The organism is Micromonospora sp. RHAY321 (assembly GCF_023896955.1).
GTDB lineage: Bacteria > Actinomycetota > Actinomycetes > Mycobacteriales > Micromonosporaceae > Micromonospora.
Map to the genome: position 1 here is coordinate 1 of NZ_JAMHIW010000014.1, position 16,981 is coordinate 16,981.

Below are 16,981 nucleotides of genomic sequence, written 5' to 3' on the forward strand. Positions count from 1 at the left end.
TGGCGCTCAGCGTGACCTGGAGGCTGTTGTCGGCCGGCGACGCTTCGGCCACCTCGTCGGCCCCGTACCGGGTGCTCACGGTGAGCCCGACGGTTCCGAGGTCACCGGCGGTGGTGTCGGCCGGCGCGCGGAACAGGACGGCGAAGGTGCGCTCCTCGCCGACACCCATCCGTCCGCCCGGCACGTCGAACCACTCGCCGAAGCTCGGCGAGTCCTGCGGATCGGTGCCGGCGATCTCCACCCCGGCGGGCAGGACCGCCCGCACCGCCAGGTAGTCGTGGGGGGCGTCGCCGGCGTAGCGCACGGTCACCGGCAGCCGGCCCGCGTACGTCCCGTCGGCCTGCCTGGTCAGGGTCAGCGCGGCCGTGTCGGAGGTCAGCGAGGCCCTCGCCACGGTGTCCTGGACGTACGGCCGCGGGTGGTCCAGCGATCCGTCGGTGCCCCGGAACCGGGCGCTGAAGTTCTCGCCGTCGGCCACCTGCTGCGTGTGACCCGGCACGACCTCGACCCGGCCGCCCCCGGCGATCATGGCGTACGACCGGTGCGCGGTCAGTACCTCGAAGGTGACGCCCAGCCTGCGCCGCTCGCCCGGCTCCAGGTCCGGCCCGTCCACCCCGCACACCATCACCCGCCGGTTCTCCACGAGGCCGCCGTTGAAGCAGGCGCCGGTGGGCTGTAGCCCGTCGAAGGAACCGGCGACCGGCTCGGTGACCTGGATGCTGTAGTACTCGGCGGCTCGACTGCGGTTGGTGATGGTCACCGGCAGGGTGCCCCGGTAACCGCCGTCGGTCGGTTCCAGGACCAGCCGGCCCGCCGAGACCGAGGCCGGCGCGTGGGTGGACGCCAGCGCGGCGGTGGCCGGCATCGCGGTCAGTACGGCCAGCGCCGAGCCGAGCAGCACGACTGCCCGCTGTCCGGTACGAGTGTTCATCCTGGTTCCTCCCGTGGGTCCCCGTTGGCGCGGCCGTCGTCGGCGCGCCGTACCCCTGTAGAAGCTGTCAACCGCCCTCCGGGTTGCAGCCGGACCCTGTGGTTGACTGTCCAGTGGGTGACAGGAGGGAGGGGCCGTGCAGCTACCGGCAGTGCTCGGAGAGCCGATCCGGTTCGTGCTGAACTGGGGGCGCCGCTACTCGCTCTGGGTCTTCAACTTCGGTCTGGCCTGCTGCGCGATCGAGTTCATCGCCACGAGCATGGGCCGGCACGACTTCATCCGGCTCGGCGTCATCCCGTTCGCCCACGGCCCCCGGCAAGCCGACCTGATGGTGGTCTCCGGCACGGTGACCGACAAGATGGCCCCGGCGATCAAGCGGCTCTACGACCAGATGCCGGAGCCGAAGTACGTCATCTCGTTCGGCGCGTGCTCCAACTGCGGTGGCCCCTACTGGGATTCGTACTCGGTGACCAAGGGGGTCGACCAGCTCATCCCGGTCGACGTCTACGTGCCCGGCTGCCCGCCCCGGCCGGAGGCGCTGCTGCACGGCATCCTGCGCCTGCAGGAGAAGATCGCCGCCGAGCAGTCCGGCGTCGGCGGGGTGCCCCGCCCGGATCTGCTCGCCTCACCGCTGGACACCGCGCCCCGCGAAGCCTCCGCCCCGCGCTCCGTCGACTCGCTCACCGCGCCCCCGGTACGCCCACCCGGCGTCGGCTGACCCGGCACGCGTTCCGTCCCGTCGGCCCCGACGGGCCATTCGGTCGTCTGACGCCCCGGGTGGTGGCGTCGGGCTAGCCTGCGCACCATGAGCAACTCCGTGGACCCGCGGTCCGCCCACATCCTCGACGTGCTCACCGAAGAGTTCGGCGCGTCGATGGCGATCGACCCGGCGGCCTTCCGCCGCAAGTTCCGCAAGATGGCGGCGTCGCCGTTCGCGTTCTACCGGGGCAGCGCCGCGCTCTTCTACGCCGACCAGCGCGGCGACTTTGCCGACGACCGGTTCCTGGACGAGCGGACCAGCCGGGTGTGGATCCACGGTGACCTGCACGCGGAGAACTTCGGCACCTACATGAACGCCTCCGGGCAGCTCGTGTTCAACGTCAACGACTTCGACGAGGCGTACGTCGGCCCGTTCACCTGGGATCTGCGGCGGTTCGCGGCCAGCGTGGCGCTGCTCGGCTACGGCAAGGCGCTCTCCGACACGGTGATCGGCGACCTGGTGGCCGGCTTCGCCCGCTCGTACCTCACCGAGTTGCGGGCGATCGCCGCCGGTGGGGACGACGCGATCGGCTCGATCACCCTGGAAAACGCCGACGGGGTGCTGCGCCGGGTGCTCCAGCAGGCCCGCCTCAACACCCGGGTCGACCTGCTCGCCACCCAGACGACGATCGACAACTACGAGCGGCGCTTCTCCGTGGGCGACGGGGTCTTCGAGATCGACGAGGCCACCCGGGACCAGGTCCTCGCCGCCTTCCAGGGTTACCTGACCACCCTGCCCACCACCTCGGCACGGCCGCGCCCGGTGGCGGCGCAGATCAAGGACGTGGTGCTGCGCAAGGGGGTGGGCATCGGCTCGGCCGGGCTGCCGTCGTACAACCTGCTGCTGGAGGGGCACACCCAGGCCCTGGAGAACGACGTCGTCATCTACATGAAGCAGGCGCAGGTGCCGGCCGTGGCGCGGTACGTCACCGACGAGTCGGTCCGGGGCTACTTCCAGCACCAGGGCCACCGGACCGCCGAGTCGCAGCGGGCGTTGCAGGCGCACGCCGACCCTTGGCTGGGCTTCACCGAGCTGGACGGCGCCGGGCAGCTCGTCGCGGAGGTCTCCCCGTACGCCGCCGACCTGGACTGGTCCGACGTCAACGAGCCGGAGGAGCTGACCGGGGTGCTCGTCGACCTCGGCCGGGCGGTGGCCCGGATGCACTCGGTCGCCGACGACGAGTCCAGCCACGACCTGGTGGACTACTCCACGGAGGAGGCGATCGTCGCCGTGGTGGGCGCCGACGAGTCGGGCTTCGTCAGCCACCTGGTGGACTTCGCGCACGCGTACGGGGTGCGCGCCCGGCAGGACCACCAGCTCTTCGTGGACCTGTTCCGCAACGGCCGGCTGCCCGGCATCTGACCGGCCAACCCACCGCTCAGGAGTCGAACTCCAGCACCACCTTGATGTCGCCCGGCCCAGCCGTGTACGCCTCCTCGTACCGCTCCACCGGCACCCGCCGGGTGAGCAGCGACTCGAGCCAGGACTGGTCGGCGCGGCTGAGCGCCTGCGCGGCCATGGTCCAGTGCCGCCGGTTGGCGTTCACCGAGCCGAACACCACGTTGTTCTCCAGCACCAGCGCCCGGTTGAGCGCACCGGCGTCGAAGTCGATGCTCCGGCCACCGCTGGACACCCCGGCCAGGCAGACGATCCCGGTCGGGGCCGCCTTGCACATCACGTCGAGGACCACCGTCGGCGCGCCGGTGCACTCGATCACCACGTCCGGCTCGAAGGGCAGGTCGTTGACCGGCACCGTGTGGTACGACGCGCCGAGCGCGGCCACCAGCTCCGGCTTCGGCCCCGACGTCGCACGATCGAGGACGTGGACGGCGAGCCCACGCTGGGCGGCGAGCAGCGCGGCCAGCAGCCCGATGGGCCCCGCCCCGGTCACCAGGACGGTCTGTGGCTGCCACTCGGCGCGGTGCCCGATCCGCTCGATGTGGTCCCACGCCTTCGCGACCACGCTGGTCGGCTCCAGCAGCATGCCGACCCGCGCCAGTGCCGGGTCGAGCCGGACGGCGAACTCGGGTTCGATCCGCCAGCGATCGCGGGCGAACCCCGGCAGTGACTTGATGCCGTGTTCGGTGAACTGCCCGTTGCGGCACATGTCCCACTCGCCGACCGCGCAGTTGGGGCAGGGCACCGGGTCGGGATGCCGGACGATCCCGGCCACCAGGTCACCGTGTTGGAAGGTGCCGCTCGGGTCTTCCAGCACCCGGCCCAACGACTCGTGCCCGATGATCAGGCGGGTCTCGCCGGGCGGCGCCTCGCCGTACTCCCCGGCCACGATCTCGTGGTCGGTGCCGCAGATCCCCACCGCCAGCGCCTGGACCAGGAGGGCGCCCTCCTCGGGCGCCGGCTCCGGCTGATCCTCGACGAGGCTCAGCGAGTTGGCGACTCCAGGTTCCACAGTGACAGCGCGCACGCCCTCATCTTTCCCCGCCGACCGCCGTGCCGCCCCCAAAGCCGGCAGATCGTCGGGTGCCGGTGGTGGACCGACGCGGGCCGGGCCCGCGCGGGGGAGACGCCATAGGATCAGCGGCATGACTCCCGAAGAGGTCGGCGCTCGGCTGGTCGCGCTGCTCGCGCCGGTCGAGGCGACCCCGTCGGTCTCCGGCGGGCAGCGGTTCGCCCGGGCCACCGTCGACGTGCCGCCGGCGAGTTGGCCGGACGCGGTGCGCGCGGCCCGTGACGACACCGAGCTGGCCTGCGACTTCTTCGACTGGCTCTCCGCCGTCGACGAGCTGGCCGACGGCTTCGACGTGGTGGCGCACCTCTGGTCGACCCGGTTGCGGCACGGCGTGCTGCTGCGCACCCGGCTGCCCCGCGGCGCGCCCACGGTGGCCTCGGTGGTCGACGTCTTCCCGGGTGCCGCCTGGCACGAGCGCGAGACGCACGAAATGTTCGGCATCGGCTTCGCCGGTCACGGGGAGCTGCGCCCGCTCCTGCTGCCGCCGGAGTTCGAGGGCCATCCGCTGCGCAAGGAGTTCGTGCTCGCCTCCCGGGTGGCCAAGCCCTGGCCGGGCGCGAAGGAACCGGGCGAGTCCGAGGCCGGCGGCGGCCGACGACCGATCCGCCCGCCGGGCGTGCCGGCGCCGGGCGAGTGGGGGACGACGCCCACCCCGGCCGGCGCGGGTGGCGTGGGGGAGGGTCCGCGTGGCGGCACCCCGGCCCGGCCGGCCGGTGACCGACCCGCGCGGCCCGCTCCGGGGGCCCGTCCGGCGCGTACTCCCCGGCCCGCCGGCACCGCCGACGGCCCGGCGGCGCCCGACCAGCCGGCTTCCGGCCCGGCCGCCGACCCGCCGACGCGGGGCGGCCGCACCGACGACGACGGGGGTACGGCCTGATGCCGCTCTGGGTGGAGCTGGTGCTGCGGGTGGGCGGTGTGCTGGTCGCGTTCCTCACCCTGCCGCTGCTGGTCGGGCAGGCCGAGCACAAGGTGATGGCGCACATGCAGGGCCGGCTCGGCCCGATGTACGCGGGCGGCTTCCACGGCTGGGCGCAGCTCGTGGCGGACGGCGTCAAGTTCGTGCAGAAGGAGGACATCACCCCGCGTGAGGCGGACCGGGCGGTGTTCCGGTTGGCGCCGGCGGTGGCGCTGGTGCCCTACCTGCTGGTGCTGCTGGTCATCCCGCTCGGCCCGAACGACCTGGTCGGGCAACCGCTGGACATCGGCCTGTTCTTCGTGCTGGCCGTGGTCGGCGTCGGGGTGGTGGCGGTGCTCATGTCGGCCTGGGCGTCGGCCAACAAGTACAGCCTGCTCGGTGGGCTGCGCGGGGCCGCCCAGTTGCTCGGCTACGAGCTGCCGCTGGTGCTGGCCGCGGCGTCGGTGGCGATGGCGGCGGGCACGCTCAGCCTCTCGGGCATCGTCGAGGCCTGGCAGCCGTGGTGGCTGCTCTGGCAGGCGCCCGCAATGATCATCTTCTTCGTCGCCGGGCTGGCCGAGATCCGCCGGCCGCCGTTCGACATGCCGGTGGCCGACTCGGAGCTGGTCTTCGGGTACATGACCGAGTACACGGGCCTGCGCTTCGCGTTCTTCCTGCTCGCCGAGTACGTCGGCATCGTGGTGATCGCCGCGCTGACCACGGTGCTGTTCCTCGGCGGCTGGCAGGGGCCGTTCGCCGACGACCAGCTGGGTTGGCTCTGGACCCTGCTCAAGGTCTTCGCCGTGGCCTTCGTGATCATCTGGCTCCGGGTGTCCTACCCCCGGCTGCGCGAGGACCAGCTCCAGCGGCTCTGCTGGCTGGTGCTGGTGCCGGCCTCCCTCGCGCAACTGGTCCTCACGGCAGCCGTGCGCATAGCCCTGTAACGGAGGCCGTGCCCCGCCCCTGCCCCCACTCCCGCGCCGATCTTGCACCTTCTGCCCCCGCGAATGGGGTCAAGTGGGGCATATCCACGTCAGAAAGTGCAAGATCGGCGGGGTGAGAGGGCTCAGCGCAGCGGGGTGTGTGCGGGGTTTACGGGCTCGGCCGGGGGTGGGGGTGGCGTGCCGTCGCCGAACGGGCGGCCGCCCAGTGCTTCGCGGCCGTGCGGGGTGATCCAGTTGGACAGGTCGGGGCCGAGCGGGACGATCCCGGTCGGGTTGATGTCCCGGTGCACCTCGTAGTAGTGCCGCTTGATGTGGTCGAAGTCGATCGTGTCGCCGAACCCGGGCGTCTGGAACAGGTCCCGCGCGTACGCCCAGAGCACCGGCATCTCGCTCAGCTTCTGCCGGTTGCACTTGAAGTGGCCGTGGTAGACCGGGTCGAAGCGGACCAGCGTGGTGAAGAGCCGCACGTCAGCCTCGGTGATGGTGTCGCCGACCAGGTACCGCTGGTCGGTCAGCCGCTCGGTCAACCAGTCCAGCCGGTCGAAGAGCTGGTGGTACGCCTTGTCGTACGCCTCCTGGCTGCCCGCGAACCCGCACCGGTAGACGCCGTTGTTGACGTCTCGGAACACCACGGCGTTGACCTCGTCGATCTGCTCCCGCAGGTGCTCGGGGTAGAGCTGCGGCGCGCCCTCACGGTGGTACGCGCCCCACTGCGTGGACAGGTCGAGGCTCATCTGCGCGTAGTCGTTGGTGACCACCTGCCCGGTCGGCACGTCGACGATCGCCGGCACGGTGATGCCCCGCTCGTAGCCGGGGAACCGCTTGAAGTACGCCTCCTGGATGCGCTCGATGCCGAGCACCGGGTCCCGGCCGCCCGGGTCGAGGTCGAAGGTCCAGCTCCGGGCGTCGTGCGTCGGGCCGGCCACGGCCATCGAGATGGCGTCCTCCAGGCCGAGCAGCCGCCGCACGATGATCAGACGGTTGGCCCACGGGCAGGCCCGGCTGACCGCCAGCCGGTACCGACCCGGCTCGACCGGGTATCCGTCCCGCCCGTCCTCGGTGATCCGGGTGGCGATGTACCGCTGGTCCCGGGTGAACTCGCCACCCGGCTCGACGTACTTGCCGCCTGTTTCCTCGCCCACGTCACCCCTCCGGTCCGGTCGCCGTCTCGTTCCCATCGTCGCGGATTCCGGTCCGCGCTGCGCGCCTGCGAGCAACCCGGGCGCCACGACCTTGCGACCCGGGCGCTGCGGCACCGGCCCGGTCGCGGTCGGGCCGGTGCCGGCTAACCTGCCGGGATGACGGATGTGGAGGCGGCGGCCCGACGCTTCATCGCCGACGTGTGGAACGCCCGCCGGGAGGAGTCGGCGTACGAGCTGGTCGCCGAGGAGTGCCCCGGCCTGGGCGGCACCGGGCCGGAGGCCACGCTGGCCTGGCACCGCGAGCGGCGGGCCGCCTTCCCGGACCTGCGCTACAAGGTCGTGGACGTGGTGGCCGCCGGCGAGCGGGTGGCCGTGCACTGGCGGGCGGCCGGCACCCAGGCCGGGCAGTTCGGGCCGGTGCCGCCGACCGGTCAGGTGGTCAGCTACTCCGGGGCGACGTTCCTGCGCTTCGACGGGGCGGGCCGGATCGTCGAGGTCTGGAGCTGCAACGAGCTGTTCCAGCTGCTGCAGCAGCTCGGCGTCGAGATGTTGCCCCCGGCGGCCGTCGGCAGGCCCGGGGCGTAGTCCGACGGGCGGTCCGTTCTCCCCGCGACCAGGGTGGCGTCGCGGACCCACGGGTGGTGGTCGCGCGCGTCGGGGCCACAGGGCAGGATGGTCCACATGAGCGACCCCAGCGAGCACGGCGGCCCGGCCGGCGGCGCCAGCGAGCGCGGCATGCCCGGCGCGGGCCTGGTGAAGGGGCTGGCGGTCACCCTCAAGACGATGACCAGCCGCTCGACCACCCAGCAGTACCCCGACGTCGCCCCCGAGCTGCCACCCCGCTCGCGCGGCGTGATCGCGCTGTCGGAGGAGAACTGCACGGTCTGCATGCTCTGCGCCCGCGAGTGTCCGGACTGGTGCATCTACATCGACTCGCACAAGGAGGAGGTGGCGGTGCCCGGCGCCGCCCGCCCCCGCCAACGCAACGTGCTCGACAAGTTCGACATCGACTTCTCGCTCTGCATGTACTGCGGCATCTGCATCGAGGTCTGCCCGTTCGACGCGCTCTACTGGTCGCCGGAGTTCGAGTACGCCGAGTACGACATCAAGGATCTGCTGCACGACAAGGACCACCTCGGCCAGTGGATGGCCACCGTCCCGCCGCCGCCCGCGCACGACCCGAACGGCGAGCCGGCCAAGGAGGAGACCGCGGCCGCGCGCAAGGTCGCGGCCGCACGACCCACCCCGCCGGTGGTACGCCCCGAGCCCGGCGCCGACCCGGGTCCGGCGTCGTGACGGCGCGACGCGGGCCGGCCGCTGCGAGGGCGGCCCGGTGACAGGCGCGGATCTGCTGCTGATCGCCCTCGGCGCCGTGGCGGTCGGCTCGGGCGTGCTGGTGGTCACCACGAAACACCTGGTCCGGGCCGGCCTCTACCTGGTGGTCTGCCTGGGCGCGCTGGCCGGCGACTATCTGGTGCTCGGCGCCGAGCTGGTGGCCTGGGTGCAGGTCCTGATCTACGTGGGCGCGGTGGTGGTGCTGCTGCTGTTCGCGGTGATGCTGACCCGCGCGCCGATCGGCGCCTCCGACGACCTGGACCGCCCCGGCTGGCCGGCCGCGCTGATCGGTGGCGGCGCCGGGCTGGGGCTGACCGTCCTGCTGGTCGACGCGTACCGGTGGAGCACGGTGGCGCTGGCCGAGGCGGGCACCGCGGAACGGCTGGGGGAGCAGATCTTCCGGTCCTGGGTCCTGCCGTTCGAGGTGCTCTCCGTGCTGCTGCTGTCCGCCCTGGTGGGTGCGGTGGTGCTGTCCCGGCCCGACATCGGACGGCCCGCTCCGGCAGCGGACCGCACCGCGGCGCCGGGTGGGGTCGACGTGGAGACCGGGGGTCGCCGGTGAGGCCGGTCATCCCGTACGTCACCGCCGCGCTGCTGTTCGGCCTCGGCGTCTACGGCGTACTGCGCCGTCGCAACGCCGTGCTGGTGCTGATGGCGGTCGAGTTGATGCTCAACGCGGTGAACCTGATCCTGGTCACCGCGGACACCACCGTGCGTTCCGTGCTGCCGCACTCCGGCCAGGTCTTCGCGCTCTTCGTCATCGTCCTCGCCGCCGCCGAGATCGGGGTCGGGCTGGCAATCGTTCTCCAGCTCTACCGGCTGCGCGCCAGCGTGGCGGTGGACGAGGTGCCGCTGACCGAGCCCGCCGAGTCACCGCGGCCAGCCGTCGCCGCCAGCGCCGGCCCGGACCGGGAGGCGGGCCGGTGACCGGGCTGCTGGGGGCGCTGCTGCCCGCCGTACCGCTGGTTGCCGGGCTGCTCGGCCTGCTGCTGCCGCCTGCCCCGCGCCATCCCACCACGAATGCGGAGGGCGGTGACCGGGCCCGGCGGGTGGCCGTCGCGCTCGGGGTGACCGGCGCGGCCGGCGCGCTGGCGCTGGCCGTCGCGCTGCTGGTCACGGTCGACCGGCCCCGGGAGACGTCGACCACCTGGGTCGACCTCGGTGGGTTGACGGTGACCCTCGGGGTCCGGCTGGACGGCGCCGCCGCGCTGGTCGCGGTGGCGGTCACCGCGGTGGCCCTGGCCGTGCAGGTCTACTCGATCGGCTACCTGCGGCGCGGCCCGCACGACGACCTCGACGTCGACCACCGCTACCCGCCGTACGCCGCGCAGATCAGCCTCTTCACCGCCGCGATGCTGCTGGTGGTGGTCGCCGGTGACCTGCTCATGCTGCTGGTCGGCTGGGAGGTGATGGGCCTCTGCTCGTACCTGCTCATCGCCCACGACCGCCGGCTGCCCGGCGCGCCCGCCGCCGCGATGAAGGCGTTCCTGGTGACCCGGGTCGGTGACGTCGGTTTCCTGCTCGGCATCGCGCTGCTCGGGGTGTCGACGGGCAGCTTCCGGATCGCCGACGTGCTCGCCCACGACCACTCCACCGCGACACTGACCGCCGCCGGTCTGCTGCTGCTCGCCGGGGTGGCCGGCAAGAGCGCCCAGTTCCCGCTGCACACCTGGCTGCCCGACGCGATGGCCGGCCCGACGCCGATCTCCGCGCTGATCCATGCCGCGACGATGGTCGCCGCCGGCGTGTACGCGGTGACCCGCCTCTACCCGCTGTTCACGGCCGCGCCGGTGACGCTGACCGTGCTCGGGGTGATCGGCTCGATCACCCTGCTGCTCGGCGCCCTCGCCGCCACCGCGCAGGACGACATCAAGCGGGTGCTGGCCTGGTCGACGGTCTCCCAGATCGGCTACATGACGGGTGCGCTGGCGGTCGGCTCGCCGTCGGCGGCACTGTTCCACCTGCTCACCCACGCCGCGTTCAAGGCTCTGCTGTTCCTCGCCGCCGGCGCGGTCATCCACGCGGTGGGCACCACCCTGATGTCGGAGATGGGCGGGCTGCGCCGCACCATGCCGGTGACCTTCTGGTGCACGGTGGTGGGCCTGGGCGCGCTGGCCGGGGTGCCGCCGCTGGCCGGCTTCTGGAGCAAGGACGGCGTGCTCGCGGTGGCCGAGGCGGCCGCGCGGGAGGGAACGGGCCCGGCGCCGTCGTGGGTGGGCTGGCTGGTCTGGCTGGCCGGGCTCGCCGGTGTGGCCATCACCGCCTGGTACGCGGGTCGGCTGCTGCTGCGGGCCTTCTTCGGCGAACCCCGGCTGCCGCTGGTCCGACCGCACGACCCGCCGGCGCTGCTGCGCTGGCCGGTGCTGCTCCTGGCCGTGCCGGCCGCGCTGCTCGGCCTGGCCGGGTTCCTCGGGGCGTTCGCCGACCGCCTGCGGTTCGCCACCGTGCCGGTGGCAGGCGCGGAGGACGCCCTGGTCCACCTCGGGCCGGGGCTGCTGCTGCCGTTGGCGCTGCTGCTCGTCGGGGCGGGGCTGGTGCTGCTGGGTTGGCGTCGGGACCGGGCCGCCGACCCGGCGGCCGCGCTGGGTCCGCTGCGGCCGGTCTTCGCCCGCGCGTTCCGGCTCGACGACGTCCAGCACACCCTGGTCGTACGCCCCGTCCGGGCGCTCGCCCGGGTCGCGCGCACCGGCGACGAGGTGGTGGTGGACGGAGCGGTCGAGGGCAGCGGGCGGGCCGCGTCCGGTCTGGGTGCCGGGCTGGCCGCACTGCACCGGGCGGCGCTGCCCCGCGCGGCCGCCGGTGTGCTGGCGGGTGCGCTGCTGATCGGGCTGGCCGCCGCACTGATCGGAGGAGTCCGGTGAGCGCGAGGAGTGAGCCGGTTTTGCGAGCCCCGCAGTCGCGAACAGAGGCGGTTCGATGAGTTTCGGGCAGGTGCTGCTGGTGGCCGTCCTGGCGGTGCCGGCGCTCGGTGCGGTCGCGGTGGCCGCGACGCCCCGGGACCGGGCGGCCCGGCTGGTCGGCACGGTCGCGGCGGCGCTGACCCTGGTGGCCGCGGTGCCGCTGGTGTTCGGTGACCGGAGCTGGTTCGCCTGGTCGGCCGGCGCGCCGGCCGTGCGCCCCTGGCACGAGCTTGATTTGCCCTGGGTGCCGGGCCTGGAGCTGCGCTTCCACCTGGGCGTCGACGGTATCTCGTGGCCGCTGGTGGTGCTGACCGCGCTGCTCACCCTGCTGTGCTGCGGCTACTCGCTGTGGCGGGTGCCGGAGGGCGGCAGCGGTCGCGCGCTGGTCGCGTTGCTGCTGGTGGTCGAGGTGGGCATCCTGGGCACGTTCCTCGCCCTGGACCTGGTGCTGTTCTTCCTCTTCTTCGAGGTCGTCCTGCTGCCGATGTACGCGATCATCGCCGGCTGGGGTGGCGCCGACCGACGTCGGGCGGCCCGCAAGTTCGCGCTCTACACCCTGTTCGGCTCGGTGCTGCTGCTGGTCGGCGTGTACGTCGTGGTCGCCGCCGCCGGTACCGCCGACGTGGTGGCGTTGACCGGTGGGGCCGGCCTGTCCCGGGGTACCCAACTCGCGGCGTTCACCCTGCTCGCGATCGCGTTCGCCGTGAAGAGCCCGCTCTGGCCGCTGCACTCCTGGCTGCCCGACGCGCACACCCAGGCCCCCACGGTCGGCAGTGTCGTGCTGGCCGGGGTGCTGCTCAAGATGGGCACGTACGGCCTGATCCGGGTGGCGGTGGGGGTGGCGCCGGAGGGCGCCCGCTGGGCGGCGCCGGTGCTCGGCGTGCTGGCCGTCGCCGCCATCCTGGTCGGCTCGCTGGTCTGTCTCGCTCAGACCGAGGTCAAGCGGCTGATCGCGTACTCCAGCGTGGGGCACATGGGTTTCGTGCTGCTGGGCGTCGCCACGCTGACGACCACCGGCATCCAGGCGGCGCTGATCGGCAACGTCGCCCACGGGGTGATCACCGGCCTGCTGTTCTTCCTGGCGGGCGCGGTGAAGGACCGTACCGGCACGGGCAGTCTCGCCGAGCTGTCCGGGTTGCGGGAGACCGCACCCCGGCTGGCCGGGCTGCTCGCGTTCGCGGCGATCGCGTCGCTCGGCCTGCCGGGGTTGGCCGGCTTCTGGGGTGAGGCGTTCGCGGTGATCGCGGCCGTCCAGGTGGGCGGCCCGCTCTGGACCACCCTCGGGGTGCTGGCCGCCGTCGGCGGCGCGCTCACCGCCGCGTACTTCCTGCGGCTGCTGCGCCAGGTCACGCACGGCCGGCCGAGCACAGCGGTCGGCCGGGTCGGCCCCGGCCTGGCCGGTGCGGAGCTGACCGCGTGGGTGCCGCTGGTCCTGCTCGCGCTGGCCATCGGGTTGGCCCCGGCGCTCGTCCTCGGTGTCGCCGAAGGCCCGGTCGACGCCCTCGTGGGGGTGGTCTTCCCGTGAACGCCGTGCAGAGCGTGGACAGCGTGGCGCTGCTTCCGGCGTACCTGGCCGCCGGCACCGCCGTGCTCGTGCTGATCACGGACCTGCTGCTGGCGCGGCCGCGCGCCACGCTCGTGGTGGCCGCGCTCGGTGCCCTCGGCACCGCGGTCGGCGCCGCCCTGGTGGGCGCAGGCGCGGAGCGGCGGACCTTCTGCGTCGGCGCCGACTGCTCCTGGATCTTCGGAGGTCGAGCGGCCCTGGTCGGCGCGGTGGTGGCGCTGCTCACGCTGGGCGTGCTCGGGCTGTCCGTGCCCGCGCTGCGGGCGGGGCGGTCGCCGGTGGGTGAGTACTGCTTCCTGCTCGCCTGCTCGATGACCGGCGGCGTGGTGCTCGGCGCGGCCGGCGACCTGATCACCCTGATCGTCGCCCTGGAGACGCTGACCCTGCCGCTGTACGTGCTGGTGGGCCTGCGCCGGGGGAGCCTGGCCAGCGCCGAGGCGGCGGTCACCTTCTTCGTGGTCAGCGTCGTGGCCACCACGCTGACCCTGCTCGGCGCCGCGCTGCTGTACGCGGTGACCGGCGGGCTGCATCTGGACCGGCTGGGCGCGGTGCTCGCCGAGCGACCGGAGCTGCGGAACCTGCCGCTGACCGTCGCGGCGGTGGCACTGGTGCTGGTCGGGCTGGCGTTCAAGGTGGCGGCGGTGCCGTTCCACGCGTGGGCGCCGGCCACCTACGACGGCGCACCGTTGCCGGTGGCCGCGTACCTGTCGACGGCGTCGAAGCTGGGCGGGGTGGTGGCGCTGCTCGCCGTGGTGCAGCGGGCGCTGCCTGCGGACCAGACCGGTCCGGTGCTCGCCCTGCTGGCGGTGCTGACCATGACCGTCGGCAACCTGGTCGCCCTGCGCCAGCGGCGTACCGTCCGGCTGCTGGCCTGGTCCTCGGTCGCGCAGGCCGGTTACATCCTCGCTCCGCTGGGTGCCCTGGCGCTGGCCGCCGGCCGCACCGGTGAGGCCCGCGACGCCGCGTACGCCGCAGCGGTGGCGTACGCCGTCTTCTTCGTGGTCCTGGAGCTGGCCGCGTTCGCCGGGGTGACCGCGTTGCGCCCGGCGGGTGCGGACGGCGGCACGCTCGACGACCTGCGGGGGGCGGCCAGGCGGCACCCGTGGCGGGGTGCGGCGCTCGGCCTCGCCCTGGTGGGCCTGGCGGGTCTGCCGCCCGGGCTGGCGGGGCTCTTCGCGAAGGTGACCGTGGTCCGGGCGCTGCTGGACGGCGGCGCCGCCTGGCTGGCGCTGGTGGTGGCGGTGAACGCGGTGATCGGCCTCGCGTACTACCTGCGGGTGACCGCCGGCCTCTGGGCACCGGCGGCGACGCCCACGCCGGCCCCGACGCTGTCGGGCGGCGCGGTGGCCGTACCCCTGGTGGGTGTGGTGGCCGTGGTGCTGGCGGTGGCCACGGTGGCCGCCGTGGTGCTCGGTGTCGCCCCGCAGTTGGTGCTCGACCTGGCCGGCCGCTGACCCGGCCGACCCGCACCGGCAGGTCTCAGTCAACTCTCAGCGTTGAGACGGATGGTTGGCGGGTACGGGGTTGTTACACCGGTCAGCGGATCCCGGCGATCCGTGCACCGAAGGAGTGATCGTGCACCACAACCGTCTCAAGACCGCCGCCCTGCTGGGCCTGCTCACCTCGCTGATCCTCGCGGTGGGCTACTGGTTCGGCGGCAGTGGCGGACTGGTCATCGCCGTCCTCGTGTCGCTGGTCATGAACGGCATTTCCTACTTCTACTCCGACAAGCTCGCGCTGCGCTCGATGCGGGCGCAACCGGTCAGCGAGGCTCAGTTCCCCGAGCTGTACCGGATGGTGCGGGAGTTGGCGGCTGAGGCTCAGAAGCCGATGCCACGGCTCTACGTGAGCCCGACCGCGCAGCCCAACGCGTTCGCGACGGGTCGTAACCCGGAGCACGCGGCCGTCTGTGTGACGCAGGGCATCACCGAGATCCTCGACTACCGCGAGCTGCGCGGTGTGATCGGGCACGAGCTGTCACACGTCTACAACCGGGACATCCTGATCTCCAGCGTGGCGGCCGGCCTGGCCAGCATCATCACCCTGCTGGCGAACCTCGCCTTCTTCATCCCGCTGGGTGGCGGGGACGACGAGGACCGGCCGAACCCGGCTGTGCTGCTGCTCACCCTGATCCTGGGCCCGATCGCGGCCAGCATCATCCAGCTGGCGATCAGCCGGAGCCGGGAGTTCCAGGCGGACGCCTCGGGTGCCGAGCTGAGCCGTGACCCGCTGGCCCTGGCCAGCGCACTGCGCAAGATCGACGCGGTGGCACGGCGACGCCCGCTGCCGGCCCAGGGCCAGCTCACCAGCACCGCGCACCTCATGATCGCCAACCCGTTCCGGGGCGGCGGCATGGCCGCGCTCTTCTCCACTCACCCGAAGATGGAGGACCGGGTCGCCCGGCTGGAGCAGATGGCCGCCAACGCGGGTCCGGTGCAGTTCCAGCGCTGACCCGCTGATATCCGCCTCCGCCCGTACCCGGTCGCATCCGGGTACGGGCGGAGCGCTGTGTCGGGAGATATCCGATACTGCCCACCGACCCTGTGGCGTTAGGGTCAAAGAGGCTCACGCTCATTACATCCTCGGGAGGTTCACGGTGGCCGCACTGCGCCAGTATCTGGGTGTCTGGCGGATTCCCGGGGCGCCGATGCTGCTGGTCACCGGCATCATCGGGCGGCTCGGGATCGGCATGACGCCATTGGCGCTGCTGCTGGTGGTCGAGCAGGTCACCGGGCGGTACGCGCTCGCCGCCGTCGCGGGCGGCATCTACGCCGTCGCAGGTGCGGCGCTCAGCCCGGTGGCCGGGCGGATCGCCGACCGGGTCGGCCCGAGCCCGGTGCTGCTGGTCACCGCCGTGGCGCACCCGCTGGCGCTCATCGGGCTGCTGCTGGCCAGCCGTTCGGGCGACGACGCCCTTCCCGTCATCTACCTGGCCGCCGGCATCGCCGGCGCCACCTACCCACCGCTCACCGCCGCCATCCGTGGCGCGTGGAACGACCTGACCGGCCCCGGGTCCAACCGGTACCACCTGCGCAACACCGCGCTGGCCGCGGAGACCTCCCTGTTCGAGATCGTCTTCGTGCTCGGCCCGCTGCTCGTCGCCGGCTTCGTGCTGTTCGCCGACGCTGCCGCCGCGTTGATCGGGGCGGCCGTGGTCACCCTGGCCGGCACCACCGCCGTGGCCCTCGGCCGGGTGATGCGCGACTGGCGCCCGCACCCGCGCGAACACCACGCCCGAGGGCTCGGCCCGCTGCGGGTCGGCGGCTTCCCGGCCCTGCTGGTCTGCGTGTCCAGCCTCGGCGTCGCGTTCGGCGCCGCCGGAGTGATCGTCCCGGCGTACGCCGGTGGCTACACCACCGACGACCCGGAGAGCCTCGCCGGGATCCTGCTGGCGGTCTGGGGGATCGGCAGCGCGGTCGGCGGCTTCTGGTTCGGTGTCCGCAGGCCGTCGCCGAACATGACCCGGCAGTTCGCCATGCTGCTCGCCGCGCTCGCCGGCACCTTCGCGGTGTTCGCGGTGATGCCCACGCCGCTGGCGCTGGGCATCGCGCTGGTCATCGGTGGGGCCACCATCGCGCCCGCACTCACCCTGGAGAACACCCTCGTCGGGCGGATCGCGCCGGCCGGCATGCTGAACGAGGCGTACACCTGGGTGGTCACCATGTCGGTGGCGGCGAGCGCCGCCGGCGGCGCCGTGGCCGGCCTGATCGTGGACCACGCCGGCGGCGTGCCGTGGGCGTTCCTGTTCGCCGGGGCGTCGGTCGCCGTCGGGGCCGTGGTCGCCGCGCTTCCCTCCGGGCCCATCGCCCGCGCGGAAACCGCGTCGGTACGCACCGACGAACCCGTCACGGTCTGAGCCGTCCGCGCGCCGCAGCCTGGCTTGATCGACTCGACGTCCGTGATGTCGGGGTGTCCCGCTGACGAGGATGCCCCGACATCCAGGAGCCCGAGTCCGATCTCCGCCCGCAGCGTGTCCCGGCCGGCCGTGAGGTCGGCCAGCCGCGCCTCCACCTCAGCGAGCTCGCCGGCGGCCCGGGCCG

General features: G+C 73.3%; 16 protein-coding genes. 13 read left to right on the top strand and 3 right to left on the bottom strand.

Going from position 1 to position 16,981, the window contains the following annotated elements; all coding sequences use genetic code 11:
• The coding region (locus M8C17_RS23920) for a hypothetical protein (protein ID WP_252418830.1) at nucleotides 1–931 on the bottom strand (931 nt) is incomplete at its 3' end.
• A 136-nt stretch (nucleotides 932–1,067) separates the two neighbouring features.
• Here M8C17_RS23920 and M8C17_RS23925 point away from each other — a divergent pair.
• A complete protein-coding gene (locus tag M8C17_RS23925) occupies nucleotides 1,068–1,649 on the top strand; it encodes an NADH-quinone oxidoreductase subunit B (protein WP_252418831.1) in 582 nt (193 codons plus the stop codon).
• Between the two features lie 87 nt (nucleotides 1,650–1,736).
• Nucleotides 1,737–3,053, top strand: coding sequence for a DUF2252 domain-containing protein (locus tag M8C17_RS23930; RefSeq protein ID WP_252418832.1), 1,317 nt, complete (start codon nucleotides 1,737–1,739; stop codon nucleotides 3,051–3,053).
• Nucleotides 3,054–3,069: 16 nt separating this feature from the next.
• Here M8C17_RS23930 and M8C17_RS23935 read toward each other — a convergent pair whose 3' ends face one another.
• Nucleotides 3,070–4,116: a glucose 1-dehydrogenase gene (locus tag M8C17_RS23935; protein WP_252418833.1), complete on the bottom strand. Its 1,047-nt coding sequence runs from the start codon at nucleotides 4,114–4,116 to the stop codon at nucleotides 3,070–3,072.
• Between the two features lie 118 nt (nucleotides 4,117–4,234).
• On the opposite strand from M8C17_RS23935, the gene M8C17_RS23940 reads away from it, so the two are divergent.
• Nucleotides 4,235–5,038, top strand: coding sequence for an NADH-quinone oxidoreductase subunit C (locus tag M8C17_RS23940; RefSeq protein WP_252418834.1), 804 nt, complete (start codon nucleotides 4,235–4,237; stop codon nucleotides 5,036–5,038).
• Complete coding sequence (locus M8C17_RS23945; RefSeq protein ID WP_210917475.1) at nucleotides 5,038–6,000, top strand: complex I subunit 1 family protein; 963 nt, start codon at nucleotides 5,038–5,040, stop codon at nucleotides 5,998–6,000. Before M8C17_RS23940 ends, M8C17_RS23945 begins: the two co-directional genes overlap by 1 nt.
• Nucleotides 6,001–6,122: 122 nt before the next feature.
• On the opposite strand, the gene M8C17_RS23950 is transcribed toward M8C17_RS23945, so the two are convergent.
• Complete coding sequence (locus M8C17_RS23950; protein ID WP_252418835.1) at nucleotides 6,123–7,178, bottom strand: glutathione S-transferase family protein; 1,056 nt, start codon at nucleotides 7,176–7,178, stop codon at nucleotides 6,123–6,125.
• Between the two features lie 120 nt (nucleotides 7,179–7,298).
• On the opposite strand from M8C17_RS23950, the gene M8C17_RS23955 reads away from it, so the two are divergent.
• The 9 genes from M8C17_RS23955 to M8C17_RS23995 all read left to right on the top strand — a co-directional run bounded on the left by M8C17_RS23955 (nucleotide 7,299) and on the right by M8C17_RS23995 (nucleotide 16,797).
• Entirely contained in the window at nucleotides 7,299–7,727 is a 429-nt protein-coding gene (locus M8C17_RS23955; RefSeq protein WP_252418836.1) for an ester cyclase, read from the top strand.
• An 87-nt stretch (nucleotides 7,728–7,814) separates the two neighbouring features.
• Nucleotides 7,815–8,438: an NADH-quinone oxidoreductase subunit I gene (locus tag M8C17_RS23960; RefSeq protein ID WP_252418837.1), complete on the top strand. Its 624-nt coding sequence runs from the start codon at nucleotides 7,815–7,817 to the stop codon at nucleotides 8,436–8,438.
• A gap of 37 nt (nucleotides 8,439–8,475) precedes the next feature.
• Complete coding sequence (locus tag M8C17_RS23965; protein WP_252418838.1) at nucleotides 8,476–9,039, top strand: NADH-quinone oxidoreductase subunit J; 564 nt, start codon at nucleotides 8,476–8,478, stop codon at nucleotides 9,037–9,039.
• Nucleotides 9,036–9,404 (top strand): NADH-quinone oxidoreductase subunit NuoK, encoded by a 369-nt coding sequence (nuoK, locus tag M8C17_RS23970; protein WP_252418839.1) that lies wholly within the window; start codon nucleotides 9,036–9,038, stop codon nucleotides 9,402–9,404. Before M8C17_RS23965 ends, nuoK begins: the two co-directional genes overlap by 4 nt.
• Entirely contained in the window at nucleotides 9,401–11,338 is a 1,938-nt protein-coding gene (locus M8C17_RS23975) for an NADH-quinone oxidoreductase subunit L (protein ID WP_252418840.1), read from the top strand. The genes nuoK and M8C17_RS23975 overlap by 4 nt, the downstream gene beginning before the upstream one ends.
• Nucleotides 11,339–11,393: 55 nt before the next feature.
• On the top strand, nucleotides 11,394–12,902 hold the full coding sequence (locus M8C17_RS23980; RefSeq protein WP_252418841.1) for a NuoM family protein: 1,509 nt from the start codon (nucleotides 11,394–11,396) through the stop codon (nucleotides 12,900–12,902).
• Nucleotides 12,899–14,395, top strand: coding sequence for a proton-conducting transporter membrane subunit (locus M8C17_RS23985; RefSeq protein ID WP_252418842.1), 1,497 nt, complete (start codon nucleotides 12,899–12,901; stop codon nucleotides 14,393–14,395). The genes M8C17_RS23980 and M8C17_RS23985 overlap by 4 nt, the downstream gene beginning before the upstream one ends.
• 121 nt (nucleotides 14,396–14,516) lie before the next feature.
• The gene (gene htpX / locus M8C17_RS23990) at nucleotides 14,517–15,392 is read left to right on the top strand and encodes a zinc metalloprotease HtpX (RefSeq protein WP_252418844.1); all 876 of its coding nucleotides are present in this window, start codon (nucleotides 14,517–14,519) and stop codon (nucleotides 15,390–15,392) included.
• 145 nt (nucleotides 15,393–15,537) lie between these two features.
• On the top strand, nucleotides 15,538–16,797 hold the full coding sequence (locus M8C17_RS23995; RefSeq protein ID WP_252418845.1) for an MFS transporter: 1,260 nt from the start codon (nucleotides 15,538–15,540) through the stop codon (nucleotides 16,795–16,797).
• Nucleotides 16,798–16,981 lie beyond the last annotated feature (184 nt).

Excerpts from the sequence above, each read along its gene's own strand:
- M8C17_RS23945 (WP_210917475.1), top strand. The coding sequence starts at position 5,038 with ATGCCGCTCTGGGTGGAGCTGGTGCTGCGGGTGGGCGGTGTGCTGGTC.
- M8C17_RS23930 (WP_252418832.1), top strand. The coding sequence starts at position 1,737 with ATGAGCAACTCCGTGGACCCGCGGTCCGCCCACATCCTCGACGTGCTC.
- M8C17_RS23940 (WP_252418834.1), top strand. The coding sequence starts at position 4,235 with ATGACTCCCGAAGAGGTCGGCGCTCGGCTGGTCGCGCTGCTCGCGCCG.
- M8C17_RS23980 (WP_252418841.1), top strand. The coding sequence starts at position 11,394 with ATGAGTTTCGGGCAGGTGCTGCTGGTGGCCGTCCTGGCGGTGCCGGCG.
- M8C17_RS23955 (WP_252418836.1), top strand. The coding sequence starts at position 7,299 with ATGACGGATGTGGAGGCGGCGGCCCGACGCTTCATCGCCGACGTGTGG.
- M8C17_RS23950 (WP_252418835.1), bottom strand. The coding sequence starts at position 7,178 with ATGGGAACGAGACGGCGACCGGACCGGAGGGGTGACGTGGGCGAGGAA.
- M8C17_RS23960 (WP_252418837.1), top strand. The coding sequence starts at position 7,815 with ATGGTCCACATGAGCGACCCCAGCGAGCACGGCGGCCCGGCCGGCGGC.